Here is a 19363-nt window from a genome sequence, read left to right on the forward strand (position 1 = left end):
TCATTTCGGTGGTGGTGACAGTCAGCGGCGGAGTTTTATATGCCTGGGCGTGCCATAGGAGATGAGGAGCGTCAGCAGCATGGCCACTAAGCAGTTCGAATCAGGTGTGCTGTTCGCGCCGTCGGTTCCGCAGTGGGCTCGCCGGGCCTTGCGTGAATGCTCGCAAGAAGGATCCCTGATCCTCGCATCAGATCCCCCTCCGAAAAAGGTGTATTGGGTCGTCCCTTTGCTGGGATCCCTCCTCAGAGGTCTGGCCGGGGCGCTCGCCGCCCCCGTACTGGTCTATGTGTGCATGGCCGTGGGCGGGGCTCTCGTAAGCACGCCCTCCGAAGATGTTTTCGAAGTCGTCGACGAGTGGGCGGATCGGTTTCAATGGGTGTTCGTCGTCGCCGGGGTGGCGGGGGCATTGTGGGGGGCCGTCACACCCTGGCGGGGCGTCGGCAAAGAGAGGGCGCAGCAGAAATACCACGGCAGGTATCTGACCGCGGACGACCTGGACGGGCCCGCATGCGAGCTGCTGACACGGGCGGCCGCCGCCGTGGACCGGGTGCTCGGCTCGGCGGTGCATCGCGACGGGCTGCTTGACCGGATCGGCAATGACGTGGTGCTTCCCCAACGGCTCTGGGAAATCGCCCGGCTCCTGCACCGGCAGACGCTGCTTCGCGCAGAGCAGGAGGCGGCCTGGAAACAGGCGCGGTCGGCGGAGCTGGAGGCGGTCACCGCGCCGCAGCGGGAAGCGTTGAGACAATCGGAGGCCGCAGTCCTCAAGCAGGTCGAGGAGCTTGAGGGCTATGCCGCACGCGTCGCTGAGGTCGAATCCGTCTACACCGCGCAGAAGATGCTGGGGGACAACCACAAGTACATGGACCTGCTGGCGGCGACCAGTGACGAAGAATCCGTCGCCGAACTCGCCGCGCACGCCGATGGCGTCTCCAAGCAGTTCACCGAAAGCCTCAGGGAGGCCATCGAAGCCGGACAGGTTCTGGCACTGCCGAAATGAGCTTCTTGTTGAACGATCGGCGGAGTTACACAACAGGAGAACCGTGATCTGCACGGTCCCGGTCTCGAATCCGCGCGGCCCCTGGCGGGAGCGGGCCGGGGGAAGGCGCGCCGGCGACCTGGGCTTCAGCCGAAGAAGCGCAAAGTCGCCGTGGCGGTGGACAGCTCGGCTCGCACGCCGAACGGCAGCGTCAGCTGGGTGGGGCCGTGGCCTGCGGGAAAGCCCCACAGGATCGGCACGCCCAGCGGGCCGAGGCGGTCTGTCAGCATCGCGCGCAGCTCCTCTTCGGGGCCGCAGTCGACGAACGAGCCCAGCACGATGCCGGTCACGCCCTCGAACCAGCCGGCGCGCAGCAGCTGGGTGAGGGAGCGGTCGAGCCGGTAGGGGGCCTCGGTGACGTCCTCCAGGAAGACGATGCGGTCCCCGGCGGGGGGAGCGCCCTCCGGCGCGCCCAGGCTGGTGGCCAGCAGCGTGATCGTCCCGCCGTGCAGCACGCCGCGCGCGGTGCCGGGGACCAGGGCCTCGCCCGCCGGCGCGCGCAGCGCGTCCAGCCCGGTGAAGAGCGCCCGGTGCAGGGTGTCGGCGGTCAGCCGGTCCCGGCTGAGGGCCGTCCCGGCCGGCATCGGGCCGAAGTAGGTCACCTGCCCCAGGTGGTGCGCCAGGGCCGCGTGCAGGGCGGTGATGTCGCTGGAGCCCACGAAGACCTTCGGGCCCGCCTGCCGCAGGCGCTCCCAGTCGATCAGGTCGAGCATGCGCTGGGTGCCGTAGCCGCCGCGGGCGCACAGGACGCCCCGCACCCGCGGGTCGGTCCACGCCTCGGTGAAGTCCGCGGCGCGCGCGGCGTCCGGACCGGCCAGATACCCCGAGACCGCCGCCACGTGCGGGGCCACCCGCACGCGCAGTCCCCAGCCTTTGAGGATCGCCACCCCGCGGCGCAGCGCCGCCGCCCCCACGGGGCCGCTCGGCGCCACGATCGCGACCAGGTCGCCCGGTGCAAGCTTCACTTCCCCGCCCCTTCGCCGCCGGTCACCCAAGAGCCTGCCACGCCGGGCGTCCTCACCGGCCGACCCCCTTCCCGGCCTTTGACCGGCCGGCTCGCGCAGCGGGATCGCGGCTGCGCCGCCGCACACGCGGAACGGGCAGGGAAAGCAGGTTCGGGCAGCTCGCTCGTTGAACCTTTTCAACACGACCTTCCCGCAGGCGGGGCCGGGGGCGATGCCGTGACCTGCAATGCCATGGCCTCGGATGCCGCCCCGGCTCCCGTCTTCGATGCCCGGGACCACGTGTTGAAAAAGGTTCATTGCCTACGCCTGGGCCGTCCTTGGTCTTGAGGGTCTTCGCGGCGGCAACGAGTGCAGGGACGGAATGTGCCGTTTGGTGCATCACGTGGCTGTTTGGGGGACGGCATGCCCAAGGTGCCTTTCGGGTCGCATCCAGGCGGCGGTCCGGGACCGCGCGCCCACCCCCTTGGGCGGTCGCGTCCGCCGCTGATCGGCTCCTACCGCTGCCCGGCGACGGTGGCCCGGCCGCGTCCGGAGCCGGTCGCCGAACGCTACCGGGGGTTCGCCGCGCTGCACAGCGCGCTGGCGGCCGGCCCGGAGATCAGGCTCGGGCGGCTGTGGGCGGGAGGCGCGGTCGCCGCCGTATGCGCGGCCATGGTGACGGTGCTCGGCGGGCTGGTGGCGCGGGGCCTGCTGGAGGTGGCCGTGCCCGCCCCCGTGAGCCCGCAGGCCGATGGTGCGGTGGTGGGGCTCGTCTACGCCCTGTGCGCGGTGGCGCTGACCTTGCAGGCCACCGGGCTGCTGCAGGTGCTGATGACGGTCTCGGCCCGGCCGGTGCGCGCCCTGGTGTGGATCTGCGGGGCGGGGACCGGGGTCGCCGCGCTGCTGCCGCTGGTCGTGCGGGCCGACCCGCAGGCCAGGCTCGCCACCGCGGCCATCCACCTGACGGCGGGGATCGTGGTGATCGCGGTGCTGGCCGTCACCGCGTCCCTGGCGGCCCGCTGGCCGGGGCCGCCGGGGCTCGACCCGGGCCGGTGACCGCGGGGCGCCGCGCGCCTCAGGCGCCGGCGAAGCGGGTGACCAGCTCCTCCAGGGAGAGCGAACCGGAGGCCAGGGCGGCGTACATCTGGTCGACCTCCGCATACCCAAGGTCGCGGGCGATGGCCAGCGACTCGCCGTGGGCCTCGGCCGCCAGCAGGTCGACCTGCCGGTCGGCCAGGGCCTGCACCAGGCGGCGGCGGCCCTGGGCGGAGACCTCCTCGGCCTGCCGGTGGGCCAGCCAGCGCTGGATGTGGACGCGGGCGGGCGCGGTGGCGGCGATCTGGAGCCAGTCGGCCGACGGGCAGCCTTCCGGGTCGGTGAGGATCTCCACCACATAGCCGCTGCGCAGCTCGGCCGACAGCGGCGCCAGCCGCCCGTTGATCAGGGCGCCGATGCTGTGGTTGCCGGTCTCCGAGCCCAGCGCGTAGGCGAAGTCCAGCGCGGTGGCCGAGGCCGGCAGCAGCACGATCTCCCCGCGCGGGGTGAAGACCGGCATGGAGTCGCCGGCCAGGTCGGTGCGCAGCCCGTCCAGGAAGTCCGCCGAGAGGGCGTCGGACTGCCAGGCCAGCAGCCGGCTCAGCCACACCAGGTCGCGGCGGCCGGAGACGGCGTCGGCGGTGGCCGTCCCGGCGTCGCGGATGTGCGCCACGATCCCGTACTCGGCGACCGGGTGCATGGCCCGGCTCTGGATGATCACCTCCAGCGGGTCCCCCTCCGGGCCGATCACCCGGGTGTGCAGGGCCTGGTACATGTTGAACTTCGGCAGCGCGATGTAGTCCCTGACCCGGCCCGGGCACGGGCGCAGCGCGGCGTGCACCGCCCCCAGCGCGATGTAGCAGTCCTGCTCGTCGCCGTCCACCACGACCAGCACCCGGGCCGCCTCGCACGGCCGCAGCCCCACCACCCGTTCGCCGAAGTCCTGGTGGACCGCGTACAGGTGCCGCGGGCGCACCGACACCCGCGCCGACAGCCCGTGCCCGGCCAGGGAGCGGCGCAGCCGCTCCGTCGCCGGGCCGAACACCTGCTCGGCCCCGGCCAGCGCCCGGGCCATCGCGGCGGCGGTGGCGGCGTGCGCATCCGGGTCGCGGTGGGCGAAGGCCAGGTCGTCCATCTCCCGTTTGAGGACGTGGATGCCCAGCCGCTCGGCGAAGGGGACCAGCAGTTCCAGGGACGCGGTGGCGTAGCGGGCCCGTTTGTGCGGCGGCTGGAAGCCCAGCGTGCGCAGGTTGTGCAGGCGGTCGGCCAGCTTGATCACCAGCACCCGCAGGTCCGCCGCCGCGGCCAGCACGATCTTGCGGAAGGTCTCGGCCTCCCGCCGGTCGCCCCAGCGCTCGCCGTCCAGCTTGGTCACCCCATCGACCAGCACGGCGACCTCCTCGCCGAAGTCGGCGCGCAGCTCGCCCAGCGTGTAGGGGGTGTCCTCGACGGTGTCGTGCAGCAGGGCGGCCACCAGGGTGGTGGTGTCCAGCCCCATTCCGGCCAGGATCATCGCCACGGCCAGCGGGTGGGTGATGTAGGGGGCGCCCGACTTGCGCAGCTGGCCCCGGTGCATGCGCTCGGCCACGTCGTAGGCCCACTCCAGGAGGCGGACGTCCTCGTCGGTGAACGCGGGGCGGCGCGCCTGCAGCAGCGGCGCCAGGGCGGCCCGCACCGCGGCGCGCCGGCCGGCGCGGTCTTTGGGCGCAAGGAGGCGCCTGCGGTGCCCGCCGTGCGGGGTGAGCTTGGCTTCCTGCGGATTCAGCGACGTCATCGCGCCATCCGGTGCCCTTTCAGGTAGCGCGGTTGCTACCGCCTGTAGCGGTCATTATGTGTGACGGGCGCTTTCCGGCGCGAGCATTGACGGCGACTCGGTCTGTTTTACACGCCCTTCATTGGGGCGTGATATGTGACCTCTCGTATACATGTATCTATAACTGGGGGAAACATTCCGTTATGTCACACGAATGGAGTTGATCATCGCGAAATGATCCTTTCGCCCAGAAGCCTGCGCTCGGCTGCGGTGAACGTCGCTTCCATGCTGCTCAACGGCCAGCTCGCCGATCTGAGCCCGATGCCGGCGGACCGGCTCGGAGAGGGGAGCGGGCGCGCGGTGCTGCGCTACCGGTTTCCCGAGTGGCTGGTCCCGGCCGGGCCGCCGGTGCTGCTGGTGCCGTCGCCGGGCGTCCCCGCACGCTGCTATGACCTGCGCCGAGGCGGCAGCCTGGTCGAGCATGTCGTCGACGCCGGGCGGCTGACCTACCTGCTGGAGGGGCCGGCCGGGCCGGCGGACCCGCGGGCCGGAGCGGCCCAGTGGGCCGGGGAGATCCTGCCGTCGGTGATCCGCCGGGTGAGCAGCGATGCGGGCGGGCAGCCGGTGCAGCTGGTCGGCTGGAGTCTGGGCGGCACACTGGCGCTGCTGACCGCCGCCGCCGACCCCTCGCTGCCGATCGCCTCGGTCGCCGCGATCGCCCCCGCCACCGGCGCCGGGCTGCCGGGCACGGTGGACCAGATCATCGCGGCGGGCCATGGGCTGCTGCGCGCCTACCACGTCCTGGCGCGCATCGACGACCGCGACCACCTGGCCCAGCGCGAGGCGCTCGACCGCTTCGCCGCCGCACTGCGCGCCCACCCCGGCCGCGGGCTCACCGAATCGTACGCGGCCTACCTCGGCGCGGCGCTGGCCGGGGAGGAGGAGCTGTCGATCGGCGGCCGCGAGGTGAGCCTGGCGCGGATCGGCGTCCCGGTGCTGGCCATCGCCGGTGACGGCGACCGGATCGCGCCGCCCAGGGCGGTCCGCGATCTGACTTTGTCGATGGTCTCCTCGCCGCGGGTGCGCTTTGAGATCGCCTCCGGCGACCATCTGGGGGTGCTGACCGGCGGCCAGGCGCGCACCACCACCTGGACGTACCTGGACCGCTGGCTGGATGAGGGCATTCTGCGGCACGGCCTGCGCCCCCACCACCAGGAGGAGGCCGCCGCCATGTGACCCGGCCGCCGGGGCCGGGCCGGCTCCATGCGGCTCACCACGGGCGCCCACCGGCACGCGCCGGGCGGGCGCCCGTTTTCGTGCCGTCGGCGTCCAAGCCCGCAGGGACCAGGAGCGGGCCGGTGAAGCGTCGTTTTTCGGTAAGGCCATGGCCATCTCCCCACCACCCCCCGCCACCAGGCGTGTCGCCTGAGTGAGTGAATATTGACCGACAGTAATGTTGCGCAGCGTCGCGGGCCGTGCCCGCGGCGTTGACGCTGCAACGGGACGTCGGGGGACGCAGATGACGGCTGACAAGTCCGGTGACCTGGCCTGGACGCGCGCTGACCGGATCATCGGGGTGACGCCGTTCGGGCTGGCCGAGGCCCGCCTGGCGGTCGCCGTGGCCCGGGCCGGCGGTCTGGGGACGCTGGACCTGGGACGCGACCGGGACGCGGCGCTGACCGCGCTGGAGCTGGTGGAACGCTGGTGGGGCGGGCCGTTTGCGATCCGCATCGGCGGTGCCTGCCCGGTGCGGCCCGAAGAGGTGCCCAAGACCGTCCACACCGTGCTGGTGGACCTGCCCGCCCTGCAGGAGGCCCAGCCCTACCTGCCGGGCCGCCGGCTGCTGGTGGAGGTCGTCGACCCCGGCGAGGCGCGCGCGGCGGCGCGGCTGGGCGCCGACGGGCTGATCGCCCGCGGCTGCGAGGCCGGCGGCCGGGTCGGCGAGCTGACCACGTTCGTGCTGCTGCAGCACCTGCTCGGCGACGCCGAGCTGGACCGCCCGGTGTGGGCGGCCGGGGGCATCGGCCCGCACACCGCCGCGGCGGCCATCGCGGGCGGGGCCGCGGGAGTGGTGCTGGACGCCCAGCTGGCATTGGTGCGGGAACTGGACCTGCCCGCGGAGGTCGCCCGGGCGATCGAGACGATGGACGGCGGCGAGACCCGCCTGGTCGCCGGGCACCGCATCTACGCCCACCCGGACCTGCCGGTCCCCGACGGCACGGCCCCCTCCGACCTGGCCGCCCGCCTGGGCGTCGGCGACCTGCACGAGCAGCTGCTGCCGGTCGGCCAGGACGGGGCGCTCGCCCGCCCGCTGGCCGAGCGGTACAAGACCGCCGGGGGCGTCGTGCAGGCCGTCGCCGCGCACATCGACGAGCACCTGGCCGCCGCCGTCCGCGCCGAGCCGCTGGCCGCGGCCGCCGCAGCGGACGGGGCCGCCTATCCCGTGCTGCAGGGGCCGATGACCAGGGTCAGCGACCGGCCCGAGTTCGCCGCCGCCGTCGCCGCCGCCGGCGGGGTGCCGTTTGTGGCGCTGGCGCTGATGACCGGGGAGGAGGCCGGGCGGCTGCTGGCCGAGACCGCCCGGCGGCTGGGCGGCCGCCCCTGGGGGGCGGGTGTGCTGGGATTCGCCCCCCGCGAGATCCGCGCCGCCCAGCTGGAGGCCATCCGCCTGGCCCGGCCCCCCTACGCGCTGATCGCCGGGGGACGCCCCGCCCAGGCCGCGCCGCTGGAGGAGGCCGGGATCGCCACCTACCTGCACGTCCCCTCCCCGGCCCTGCTGGAACGCTTCCTGGCCGAAGGCGCCCGCCGCTTCGTCTTCGAAGGCATGGAATGCGGCGGCCACATCGGCCCGCGCGCCGCCTTCCCGCTGTGGGAGGCGCAGGTGGACGTGCTGCTGGCGTTCCTGGCCGAGCACCCGCAGGAGGCCGCGCGCACATCGGTGGCCTTCGCCGGCGGCGTGCACGACGCCCGTTCGGCGGCGATGGTCGCCGCGCTGGCCGGGCCGCTGGCCGAGCGCGGCGTGCAGATCCGCGTGCTGATGGGCACCGCCTACCTGTTCACCGAGGAGGCGGTGGCGACCGGGGCGATCGTGCCGGGCTTCCAGCAGGTCGCCGTGGAGTGCGAGCGCACCGTGCTGCTGGAGACCGCCCCCGGCAACGCCGTCCGCTGCGCCCACACCCCCTACGCCGACGCCTTCCAGCGGGCCCGGCGGGACCTGGCCGCCTCCGGGGTGCCCCGCCAGGAGGTGTGGGCCAAGCTGGAGCGCCACAACCTGGGCCGGCTGCGCCTGGCCTCCCGCGGGCTGCGGCGCGAGGGGGAGGAACTGCGGCAGATCGAAGGCACCGAGCAGTACCGCGAGGGCATGTTCATGATGGGCCAGGCGGCGGTGCTGCGCTCGGCCGTCACCACCATCGCCGACCTGCACGAGCAGGTCAGCGCCGGAGCCGGGGCCTTCCTGGCCGAACGGGCGCGGCGGCTGCGGTCGGCCCCCGAGGAGGAGCCCGCACCGCGTCCGCTGGACATCGCGATCGTGGGGATCGGCTGCGCCTTCCCCGGGGCGCGCGACGCCGAGGAGTACTGGGCCAACGTCCTCTGCGGCGCCGATGCGGTCACCGAGGTCCCCGGCGGCCGCCGCGACGGCGGCGAAGCGGAGGACACCCCCGCCGCACAGGGCGGCTTCCTGCCCGCCATCCCCTTCGACGCCGAGGCCCGCGGCATCCCGCCCGGCTCGCTCGGCGACATCGCACCGGCGCACCTGCTGGCGCTGGAAGTCGCCGCGCGCGCCTTGGACGACGCCGGGTATGCCGACCGGCCCTTCGACCGCTCCCGCGCCGCGGTGATCTTCGCCGCCGGGACGGGGGATGCGCCGTCGCCGCAGGCGGCCGACGGCGCATCCCCCGCCACGATCACCGGGTGGATCGCCGAGCGGCTGGATCTGGGCGGCGCCGAGTGCACCATCGCCGACGCCTCCCCGGCCGCGTTGGACGCCGCCTGCAAGGAACTGGTCTGCGGCGGCGCCGACCTGGTGCTGTGCGGCGGCGTCGAGCTGCGGGACGAGGCCCCCGGCGGCCCGCCGTCGGGACGGTGCGCCCCGTTCGACGCCGGGGACGACGGCGTGGCGCCGGGGGAGGGCGCGGCGTGCGTGGCGCTCAAACGGCTGGCCGACGCCGAACGCGACGGCGACCGCATCTACGCCGTCATCAAGGCGGTCGCCGCGGCCGGCGACGGGCGGTCGGCCTCCCGCGCCGAGGGACGGCGGCGGGCGCTGCAGCGGGCCCACCGCGACGCCGGCATCCCCCCGTCCCGGATCGGGCTGGTGGAGGCCCGCGGCACCGGCGCCGCCGGCGACCGCGCCGAGCTGACCGCGCTGACCCGGGCGTTCACCGGAACCACGCCGGGCGGCGTCACGCTCGGCTCGGTCGCCTCGCAGATCGGCCACACCGGGCGGGCGGCCGGGCTGGCCGGGCTGATCAAAACCGCCCGCGCCCTGCACGCCGGCGTCCGCCCCGGCACCCTGCACCTGAACGAGCCCACTGCCGCCTGGGACCCGGAGACCAGCCCGTTCGTCTTCTCCCACACCCCGCGGCCCTGGCCCGCCGAACCCGGCGAACGCTGCGCCGGCCTCAGCGCCTCCGGCCTGGGCGGCACCGCCTTCCACGCGGTGCTGGCCGGATACGGCGGCGCCCCCGAACCGGTGTCGGGGACCGCCGCATGGCCCGCCGAGCTGTTCCTGTTCCGGGGCGCCGACCGCGCCGAGGCGCGCGAGCGCATGGACCGGATCGCCGCCCTGGGCACCGGCGCCAGGCTGCGGGACCTGGCCCGCACCGCCGCCGAACAGCACAGCGGACCCGTCCAGGTGGCCCTGGTGGCCACCAGCCCTGAGGACCTGGCCGCCAAGCTGGAGCCGGCCCGCCGCTTCGAGGCGGCGCCGGGCGTGTACCCGGCCGTCGGGGAGCGGCCCGGCCGGGTGGCGTTTCTGTTCCCCGGCCACGGCGGCCTGCGGCCCGGGATGCTCGCCGACCTGTTCGTGGCCTTCCCCCGGCTGCAGCGGCTGCTGCGGCTGTCCGGCGGCCGGTACGCCGAGGCGATGTTCCCGCCCGCCGCCTTCACCGCCGAGGAGGAGGCACGGCAGCGGCAGGCCCTCGGCGACATCCGCATCGCCCAGCCCGCCCTGGCCATCGCCGGCATCGCCGTCCACCGGCTGCTCACCGAGCTGGGCGTGCGCCCCGACATGGCGGCCGGGCACGGGTGCGGCGAGCTGACCGCCCTGTGCGCCGCCGGGGTCTTCGGCGAGACCGACCTGCTGGAGCTGGCCGCCGCCCGCGCCGAGGCGATCCTGCGCGCCGTCGAAAGCGGCGAGAGCGGCGACCCGGGCGCCATGGCCGTCGTCACCGGAACCCCGCAGGAGGTGCAGGCGGTGCTGGAGACGGTGCCCCGGGTGGTCCTGGCCGCCCACGAGGCGCCCCGGCAGGTGGTGATCTCCGGCCCCGCCGCCGCCGTCTGCGACGCGATGCGGGCGCTGAACGCCTGCGGGCTGGCGGCCGAGCCGATCCCGGGCTCCTGCGCCCTGCACAGCCCGCTGGCCGCCGGCGCGGCGACGGGGCTGAGCGTGGAACTGGCCGGCCGGCGGCTGAGCCCGCCCGCCTTCCCGGTGTGGTCCAACCTCACCGCCGCCCCCTACCGGCATTCTCCGGAGCTGCTGGCCGCCACCTTGGCCGAGCAGGTCGCCGCGCCGGTGCGCTTCGCCGAGCAGATCGAGGCCATGTACGAGGCCGGGGCCCGGGTGTTCGTCGAGACCGGCCCCGGACGGTCGCTGACTCGCCTGGTCGGCCGGATCCTGGAGGGCCTGCCGCACACGGTGGTCACCTGCGACCGTCCCGCCGGGCGGGGCCTGCCCGGCCTGCACGCCCTGCTGACGGCCCTGGCCGAACTGGCCGCCCTCGGGGTGGAGGTGGACCCGCTGCCGCTGTTCACCGGCCGCGACGCCGTCGTGCTGTCCGCCCCGCCCGCCCGGCCCGCCTGGACCATCGGCCGCCCCGCCCGCCCGGCGGACGCGCCGCGGCCGTCCGGAACGCACCCGGCCGCTGCGCCGGACCGGGCCGACCGCGACGCCGCCGTCCTGGAGTACCTGCGGACCGGCCGGGAGCTGCTGGCCGCCCAACGCGACGTGCTGCTCGGCTACCTGGGGATCTCCCTCCCGCAGCCGCGCGAGGACCGGGCACCGGCCGCTTCTGCCGCGCCCCATGTGCCCGCGCCCCGTCCCGTTCCCGGTCAAGAGGCACCCGCGCCCGGCGGTGAGACATCCGCCCCGGAGGAGGATGTGCACTTTTCCCGGGGCGCGGTGGCCTCACCCGGCGAGGACACGCCGGCTTCGGAGGACGACGCGCCCGCCCTCAAGGAGGCGGCGCTGCTTTCCGCAGGCGGCGTGTCGGCCGCGGAAGATGTCGTGTCCGCCCCCGATGAGGTGGCGGCCGTTTCCGCCGAAACCCCGTCCGCTCCCGGCGTCGCGGACGATGTATCCGCTTTCGAACCCGCCCTCGAAGACGCCCCGCCCGGCGGTGAGGACGGCACGGCGGCGCCGGAGAGCGATGCGTCGGTCTCCGCCGACGCCGCATCCGCCTCTAGCGGCCAGGCGCCTCCTGCCGGCGAGGACCTGACCGTTTCCGGCGGTGAGGCGCCCGCTCCCCAAGGCGTCTCCGGTGGCGGGACGTCCGCCCTTGAGGACGTGTTCCTTCCCCGGGACGCCGTCTCCGCCGCCGAGGAGACGGCGGGCGGCGTGGCCGTTCTTGAGACGACGCCGCCCGGCCCTGCCGGTGAGGCGTCTGCGCTCAGCGAGGATCAGCCTGCCGCCGGTGGCGGGGTGTCCGTCTTCGAAGGCGTGTTCCTTCCCCCGGAGGCCGTGTCCGCCGTTGAAGAGGAGACGGCCGTTCCGGCAGGCGGCGCGTCCGCTGTGGAAGAGACGGCGTCCGGCACCGGCGGCGAGGCGGCCGTCCCCGATGACGGCCTGCCCGCTGGCGACGGCGAGGCGCCTGCCCTCGAGGAGGACATGCGCGCCTCCCGGGAGACCGAGTCCGCTCCTGCCGGGGACGTGCCCGCCTGGAGGGACGGCACGCCCGCCCCGGAGGACGGGGCGTCGGGCCCGGGCGGTGAGGCATCGGCTCCCGGCGACGGCCGGCCCGCTTCCGGCGACCAGAGGACTGCCGTTGCAGAGGACGTGTTCCACGTCGGGGAAGCTGCGCCGGAGACCGGTGAGAACGCGTCTGTCGGTGAGGACGGCCCCTTTGACCTGAAGGAAGAGAAGCCGGACTCAGACGGTGGGACGGCCGCTCCCGGCAACGGCCTGAGCGAGACATCGGCTCTCAGCGAAGAGGTGTTCTTCTCCCCGGTGGCCGCCGCCATTCCCGGAGGGGACGCGACGTCCGCTGAAAGCACTGTGCCCCTTCCCAGTGGTGGCCTTCCCGTTTCCGATGGTGAGGCGCCCGCTCTTGCGGAGGAGCCCTCCCCGCATAAGGCCGTCTTCGTGTTCGACGGGAACGTGTCCGTTTCGGAAGACGGCGTATCCGCCCTGGAAAGCGCGGTGCCCGGACCCGCCGGGGAGACCACCGCCCCCGACGGTGACGTGCCCGCCTCCCATGGCGGTACATCCTCTCCGGGAGAGGAGGCATCCGGGGAGGACGCATCCGTTTCCGGCGCTCTGCCCCCGCCAGGCGATGACGCGTCCGAGGACGGCACGTCCGTCTCCCAGGACGCCGAGGCCGCCGCCGATGACCCCCTCGCCTTTGCCGAGGGGACGCCCAAACCCGGAGGTGACGCACCGGGCTCCGCGGACGTTCCCGGAGATGAGGCATCCGCTTCCACGGCCGAAGCATCTGGAGGCGGTGCATCCGCCCCTCGCTCCGGGCTGCTCGCCAGAGGCCCCGTCGCCCGCACCGCGACGCTCGCCGGCGACGCGGAAACGCCCCCCGACGACGGGGACGGGGCATGGTGGACGCTGGACGCGGACGCCACCCGGGCGTTCCCCGTGGTGCCGCCGGTCGCGCCGATGCCCGTGCCGCCCAGCCGGCACGTGGTGCGGCCGGTGGAACTGCCCGCGGCGGGACCGGTGCCGGTGCCCGGGCCGCTGAGCGGACGGCGGTGCCTGATCGTCAACGACGGGCTCGGCGTGGCGCCCGAGCTGGTGACGCTGCTGGAATCGCACGGCGTGCACGCCGGCATCGCCGCCGACGCCGACGAGCCGGCCGACGCGGTGATCCACCTGGCGGCGCTGCGCCCGGGCGGCCCGCCCGTGCTGCCCAGGTCCTATGAGAAGATCCGCAACGCGCTGCACGGCGGCACGAGCCGGCTGCTGCTGGTGACCGGCACCGGCGGCATGTTCGGCCGGGACGGGCGTCCGGACGTCGTCACCGGGGCCGGGCTGCGCGGGCTGGCCCGCACGCTCGCCCTGGAGCACCCGGCCGCCCTGGTGCGGGCCGTGGACGTCAACACCGCCTGCGGCCCCCGCGCCCTCGCCGAGCAGCTGGTCGTCGAGCTGATGAGCGAGCCCGGCGCCCCCGTCGTGGTCGGCCACGACGGCTGGACCCGCCGCACCCTCGAACTCGTCCCGCAGGAACTGACCGGCGAGGCCCCGCTGCCGCTGGACCGGGACGGGGTCGTCCTGCTCACCGGGGAGGCCCGGGGCGTCACCGCCCGCCTGGCCCGGGCGCTCGCCGGCGCCGCCGGCTGCCACATCGAGATCATCGGCCGCACCCCGCCGGACGAGGACGACGAACCCGACCCGGCCACCGCCCCGGCCGGGCGGCGGCTGCGGGCCGTCTTGGCCAGGCTGGAGGGCTCGGCCGCCTCCGTCCGCTACCAGGCGCTCGACCTCGGCGACCCGCAGGCCGTGCGCGCCGCCGTCGCCGACGTCTACGCCCGGTACGGCCGGCTGGACGGGGTGATCCACGGCACCGGCACGCCGCAGCAGCACCGGCCGCCTCGCGAGGCCGGCTCGTTCGCCCGGCTGTGGCAGACCACCGCCGGCGCCGCCGCGACCCTGGCCGAGGCCGTCCGCGAGGACCTGGGATTCTTCGTCGTCCTCGGCAGCGCCTCGGGAATGCTGGGCGAGGAGGGACAGGCCGCCCACGCCGCCGCCGGCGACGCCTGCCAGACCCTGGCCCCGCTGTGGGGGACACGGCTGCGCGGCCGGGTGCTGGCGGCCTGCTGGGGGCCGTGGGCCTGCGACGACCCCGCCTCCGGCGAGGCGGCCCGCGACCAGGCCCGGCGGCGCGGCGCGCCGCTCGACCCCGACGCCGCCGTGGGCGCCCTGCTCCGCGAGATCGCCGTCGGCGCCGACTCGCAGGTCGTCTTCACCGGAGCCGCGCCATGACACCGATCGCGATCGTGGGAATGGGGGCGGTGTTCCCCAAAGCGGCCACGGCCCGCCAGTTCTGGGACAACATCCGGGCGGGCGTGGACGCCGTCACCGAGGTCCCCCCGCAGCGGTGGGACCCGCGGATCTACTACGACCCCGCCTGCTACGGGCGGCCCTCGTGCGGCGACCGGGTCTACTGCCGCCGCGGCGGATTCGTCGACGACCTGACCGCCTTCGACCCCACCCGGTTCGGGATCACACCCGCCGCCGTGGACGGCATCGAACCCGACCAGCTGCTGGCGCTGCGCACCGCCGCCGAGGCCATCGCCGACGCCGGCGGACCCGAAAGGCTGCCCGACCGCTCCAGGGTGGGCGTCATCCTCGGCCGCGGCGGCTACCTCACCACCGGAACGGCCCGCCTCGACCAGCGGGTGCACACCTCCCACCAGCTGGTGGCCGTCCTGGCGGACCTGGTGCCCGACCTGGGGGAGGAACGGCTGGAGGAGATCCGGCGGGCGTTCTGCCGGCAGCTGGGACCGGAGCCGCCGGACGTCCCCACCGGGCTGCTGCCCGGCTTCGCCGTCGCCACCGGCATCGCCGCCCACTTCGATCTGCGCGGCCCCGCCTACACCGTGGACGCCGCCTGCGCTTCGGCCCTGCTGGCCGTCGAGCACGCGGTGCGGGCGCTGCGCTGCGGGCAGTGCGACGCGGTGCTGGCCGGCGCCGTCCACCACGCCCACCACATCACCGTCTGGAACCTGTTCAGCCGGCTGCGGGCGCTGAGCCCCAGCGAACGGGTGCGCCCCTTCGACCGGTCGGCCGACGGCACCCTGCTGGCCGAGGGCACCGGCATGGTGCTGCTCAAACGGCTGGAGGACGCCCAGCGCGCCGGGGACCGCATCTACGCGGTGATCTGCGGGGTGGGCAGCGCCGGCGACGGGCAGGCCGCCACGCTGCTGAACCCGCCGGTCGACGGCCGGGAACTGGCGGTGCGGCGGGCCTGGCGGGACGCCGGGCTGGACCCGCGCGAACCGGCGGCCCTGGGCCTGGTGGAGGCGCACGGCGCCGGCACCCCGCTGGCGGACGGCGCCGAGGTGCAGACCCTGCGCCGCGTCTTCGGCACCGACGGCCCGCCGATCGCCCTGGGCTCGGTCAAGTCGATGATCGGTCACGCCATGCCCGCCGCCGGCATCGCCGGATTGATCAAGGCGGCGTTCGCGCTGCACGAGGGGGTGCTGCCGCCCACCCTGCACGTCACCGACCCGCACCCGGCGCTGGAGGGCACCCGCTTCCGCCTCCCGGGCCAGGCCGCCGACTGGGAGGCCGAATCGGAGCTGCCCCGCCGCGCCGCCGTCAACGCCTTCGGTTTCGGCGGTTTCAACGCCCACGTCGTGCTGGAGGAGGCACCCGGTTCGGTGCGTGCCCGGGGCCGCAGACCCTCCCGGGCCCGCAGCGGCGAAGACGGCGACGGCGGCCGCCTGCTGCGGCTGGCCGCCGCCTCGCCCGAGGAACTGGCCGCGCTGCTGGCCGGCCTGGACCGGGCGCCGGCGGGCGAAGTCATCGGAGAAGGACCCTGCCGGCTGGCGATCGCCGACCCCACGCCGCGGCGCCTGTCGCTGGCCCGCGCCGTGGTGGGCCGGGGGGAGCCCTGGCGGGGACGCAACGACATCTGGTTTTCGCCCCGGCCGCTGCTGGCCTCCGGCGGCCGCCTGGCCTTCCTGTTCCCGGGCTTCGAACCGGTCTTCCACCCGCGCCTTGACGGCGTCGCCGAGCACTTCGGGCTGCCGGCACCGGCCCTGACCGGCCGTGAGGACCTGCCCGGCCGCGCCGCCGACGTGATCGCCTGCGGCCGGCTGCTGGCCGAGGCGCTGAACGCGCTGGGGATCGAACCGGACCTGGCGGCCGGGCACGGCCTCGGCGAGTGGGCCGCCCTGGTCGCCACCGGGATGTGCCCGCAGCAGCCGATCCAGGACCTCGCCGCCGCCCTGCAGGAGCGGGCCTCGAACGCCCCCGACATGATCTACGGGGCGCTGGGCTGCGGGGCGGTCCGGGCCGCCGAGGCCATCGCCGACCTGGAGGGCGTGACCGTCACCCACGACAACTGCCCTCACCAGTCGGTCATCTGCGGCCCTCCCGGCGCCGTCCGGCAGGTGCTGCGAAGACTCGGCGCCGAAGGCGTGCTCGGCCAGGAACTGCCGCTGCGCCCCGGCTTCCACACGCCCATGGCGGCCGGCTGCGTGGAGGCGGCCCGCGAATCCTTCGACGCCCTGCCCGTCGAGCGGCCCACCGTGCCGCTGTGGTCGGCCACCACGTTGGCGCCGTTCCCGCACCGCCCCCATGAGGTGCGCGGGCTGCTCGTGCGGCACCTGCTGGAACCGGTGCGCTTCAAGGACCTGGTCGAACGCCTCTACACCGAGGCCGGGGTCCGGGTGTTCGTGCAGGTGGGTCCGGGCGGGCTGCCCGCTTTCGTCGGCGATGCGCTGGGGGCGCGCGAGCACCTGGCCATCGCCGCCGACGTCCCCTCCCGGGACGGCCTGACCCAGCTGCGCTGCGTGGCCGCCGCCCTGTGGGTGGAGGGCCACGGCGCCGACCGTCCCGCCGCCGCCTTCACCGAACCGGTCAGACCCGCCGGCTCGCAGGGTGTGCGGCTGGACCTGGGCACCCCGCTGATCCGCCTGAAGGACACGGTGCCCCCGCTGGTCGTCGCGGCCTCCCGGCCATCCGCCGGCATCCCGGTGACGGCCGGACACGACGCACCGACACGCGACGCCGCGACCGGTGCACACGCCGTCCAGGAGAACCCGGCCGCGGAACCGGCCTCCCAGGCCCCCGCCACCGCCCCTTTGGCGATTCAACGGGATGAGGGAACCGAGTCCGCCGTCCAAGAGCCCGGCGGGGGAAGACCCGTGCCCCAGGAAGCGGGAATGCCCGTTGCCGAGGGTGGTGCCGATCGGCGATCGGTGACGACCGAGACGCCGCGATCCGCATCTCGGCAGGGAGCGGAGCACGAACCCGCCCTCCAGGAGACAGGGGAGCAACCCTTCTCCGGCGACGTCTCGGACGCTGAAGCGGCCGCCGATGAGCGGCCGGTGACCGTGCCTGGAGGGGACGAGAGGTCAGAGTCCGTCGTCCAGGGGGTGGGGGAGCGGTCTTTGTCCGCCTCCATCCGAGAGTCTGGAACGGTTGTCGGCGAGGATGTCGGTGGTCGGCGGCCGGTGGCCGTGCCTGGAGAGGGCGGGGACTCAGAGTCTGCCGCCCGGGGAGCGGAGGAGGAGTCCTTGTCCGCCTCCGTCCAAGAGCCTGGAACGGTCGTCGGTGGAGATGTCGGTGGTCGGCGGCCGGTGGCCGTGCCCGGAGGGGACGAGGACTCAGAGTCTGCCGCCCAGGGGGTGGGGGAGCGGTCCTTGTCTGCCTCCATCCGAGAGTCTGGAACGGTTGTCGGCGAGGATGTCGGTGGTCGGCGGCCGGTGGCCGTGCCTGGAGAGGGCGGGGACTCAGAGTCTGCCGCCCGGGGAGCGGAGGAGGGGCCCTTGTCCGCCTCCGCCCGGGACGCTGAAGCGGTCGCCGGTGAGCGGCGGCCGGTGGCCGTGCCCCGGCAAGGGGAAGGCGCAGAGCCCGCCGTCCGGGAGACGGCTGCGGCCGGGAAGGCGGAGGGCCGGCGGGTCGAGGTGATGGACGGCGAGGACGGGCCGGCCGGAGCCCGTGCGGCCGCGGAGGGGCGGCCCGGGAAGCGCGGGAGCGCGGCCGGGGAACCGGCGGCCGAGATGAGCCGGTCGCTGGTCTTCTCGCTGGAGACGATGCCGTATCTGGCCGACCACTGCCTGATCCCGCAGCGCGCCGACTGGCCCGAGCCCGCCGACCGGTTCCCCGTCGTCCCGACGGCCACCTTGGTGGAGGTGATGGCCGAGGCCGCCCGCCGGCTGCTGCCCGGGCGGGTCGTCGTCGGGGTCACCGGTGTGCGGGTGTCGCGCTGGGTGGTCGCCGCCCCGCCGACCACCGCGCTCGTCCACGCCCGGCACAGCGCCCCGGGGCGGGTCGAGGTCCGCATCAACGGGCATGCCGAGGGGACCGTTCTGCTGTCCGACGGCTACCCGCCGGCGCCCGAGCCGGACCGCGCCCCACCGCAGGTGCAGGGGCCGCCTCCGGTGCCGGCCGAGCGGTTCTACGCCGAGCGGTGGACCTTCCACGGTCCCCGCTACCAGGGCGTCCGGGAGATCGGCGGGCTGTCGGCCGAAGGGCTGCGCGGCCAGGTGATCGCGCTGCCCGCCCCGGGGGCGCTGCTGGACTCGGCCGGGCAGCTGTGCGGCCACTGGTTCCAGGTGTACGGGGACAAGGACCAGACGGTGTTCCCCATCGGGTTCGACCAGATCACCTGGTACGGCCCGCACCCGCCCGAAGGGGAGCAGCTGAAGGTCACCGTCTGGAGGAGATCGGTCACCGACAGCGCCGTCCGCTGCGACGCCGAGCTGGTCCGCGCCGACGGCACGGTGTGGGCCCGCATCGCGGGCTGGACGGCCCACCGGTTCTACACCGACGAGCAGGTCTGGCGGATGAGGTTCACCCCTGAGCTGTCGGGTGTCGGCGAGCCGCAGCCCGGCGGCTGGTGCCTGGCCCGCCGGCACTGGGACTCCCGGCCCTCGCGGGATCTGCTGATGCGGCAGTACCTGGGCGCCGCCGAACGCGCCGACTATGAGCGGCTCCCCGAACGCGCCCGGGACTCGTGGCTGCTGGGCCGGATCGCCGTCAAGGACGCCGTCCGGCACTGGCTGTGGGAGCAGGGGCACGGCCCGCTGTTCCCGGCCGAGCTGACCGTCCGCAACGACGCCACCGGCCGCCCGCAGGTCACCGGCCCCTTCGAGGCGCCGCTGTCGGTGTCGATCGCCCACACCGCCGAGCTGGGCGTCGCCTTGGTCCGCCCCGCCCCGCAGCCGTCCGGGATCGACCTGGAGGCGCTCACCGCCGAGGCCGGGGCGCTGGAGTCGACGGTGCTGACCGCCTCCGAGCGGACGCTGCTGGAGCGCCAGGCCGACCGGCTCGCCGCCGCGACCCGGCTGTGGACCGCCAAGCAGGCCGCCGTCAAGGCCCTCGGCACCGGCCCGGACGAGGTGACCGTCACCGCAGCCGACGGCGACCGGCTGCAGGTGACCTGCGGCGACACCGTGCTGACCGTGCAGTCCCGCCTGGTGGACGGGCACGTCGTCACCTGGACCGCCGCGGCGGAACTGGGGCGGAACTCGGGATAG

7 protein-coding genes are annotated in these 19363 nt (G+C 75.1%); 5 read left to right on the forward strand and 2 right to left on the reverse strand.

The window, feature by feature from the left end:
• Window positions 1–79 precede the first annotated feature (79 nt).
• Window positions 80–1000 (forward strand): hypothetical protein, encoded by a 921-nt coding sequence (locus tag BUE48_RS08270; protein ID WP_012852023.1) that lies wholly within the window; start codon window positions 80–82, stop codon window positions 998–1000.
• 125 nt (window positions 1001–1125) lie between these two features.
• Here BUE48_RS08270 and BUE48_RS08275 read toward each other — a convergent pair whose 3' ends face one another.
• On the reverse strand, window positions 1126–2004 hold the full coding sequence (locus tag BUE48_RS08275; RefSeq protein ID WP_286989579.1) for a S66 peptidase family protein: 879 nt from the start codon (window positions 2002–2004) through the stop codon (window positions 1126–1128).
• Between the two features lie 402 nt (window positions 2005–2406).
• Between BUE48_RS08275 and BUE48_RS08280 the strand changes: the two genes are divergently transcribed.
• Entirely contained in the window at window positions 2407–3039 is a 633-nt protein-coding gene (locus tag BUE48_RS08280) for a DUF6069 family protein (RefSeq protein WP_012852025.1), read from the forward strand.
• A 19-nt stretch (window positions 3040–3058) separates the two neighbouring features.
• On the opposite strand, the gene BUE48_RS08285 is transcribed toward BUE48_RS08280, so the two are convergent.
• Window positions 3059–4792, reverse strand: coding sequence for a RelA/SpoT family protein (locus BUE48_RS08285; RefSeq protein ID WP_012852026.1), 1734 nt, complete (start codon window positions 4790–4792; stop codon window positions 3059–3061).
• A gap of 249 nt (window positions 4793–5041) precedes the next feature.
• Between BUE48_RS08285 and BUE48_RS08290 the strand changes: the two genes are divergently transcribed.
• The 3 genes from BUE48_RS08290 to BUE48_RS08300 all read left to right on the forward strand — a co-directional run bounded on the left by BUE48_RS08290 (window position 5042) and on the right by BUE48_RS08300 (window position 19363).
• Window positions 5042–6007 (forward strand): serine aminopeptidase domain-containing protein, encoded by a 966-nt coding sequence (locus BUE48_RS08290; RefSeq protein WP_245537009.1) that lies wholly within the window; start codon window positions 5042–5044, stop codon window positions 6005–6007.
• Between the two features lie 283 nt (window positions 6008–6290).
• Window positions 6291–14135, forward strand: coding sequence for a type I polyketide synthase (locus BUE48_RS08295; protein ID WP_286989580.1), 7845 nt, complete (start codon window positions 6291–6293; stop codon window positions 14133–14135).
• Window positions 14132–19363 (forward strand): type I polyketide synthase, encoded by a 5232-nt coding sequence (locus tag BUE48_RS08300; protein ID WP_286989581.1) that lies wholly within the window; start codon window positions 14132–14134, stop codon window positions 19361–19363. Before BUE48_RS08295 ends, BUE48_RS08300 begins: the two co-directional genes overlap by 4 nt.

Origin of the sequence: Thermomonospora sp. CIF 1, from assembly GCF_001896795.1 — a bacterium.
In the GTDB taxonomy this organism is placed as follows: domain Bacteria; phylum Actinomycetota; class Actinomycetes; order Streptosporangiales; family Streptosporangiaceae; genus Thermomonospora; species Thermomonospora curvata.

What these genes read in the sequence shown, in the direction of transcription:
- BUE48_RS08270 (WP_012852023.1), top strand. Translation starts at nt 80, where the DNA reads ATGGCCACTAAGCAGTTCGAATCAGGTGTGCTGTTCGCGCCGTCGGTT.
- BUE48_RS08280 (WP_012852025.1), top strand. Translation starts at nt 2,407, where the DNA reads ATGCCCAAGGTGCCTTTCGGGTCGCATCCAGGCGGCGGTCCGGGACCG.
- BUE48_RS08285 (WP_012852026.1), bottom strand. Translation starts at nt 4,792, where the DNA reads ATGACGTCGCTGAATCCGCAGGAAGCCAAGCTCACCCCGCACGGCGGG.
- BUE48_RS08295 (WP_286989580.1), top strand. Translation starts at nt 6,291, where the DNA reads ATGACGGCTGACAAGTCCGGTGACCTGGCCTGGACGCGCGCTGACCGG.
- BUE48_RS08300 (WP_286989581.1), top strand. Translation starts at nt 14,132, where the DNA reads ATGACACCGATCGCGATCGTGGGAATGGGGGCGGTGTTCCCCAAAGCG.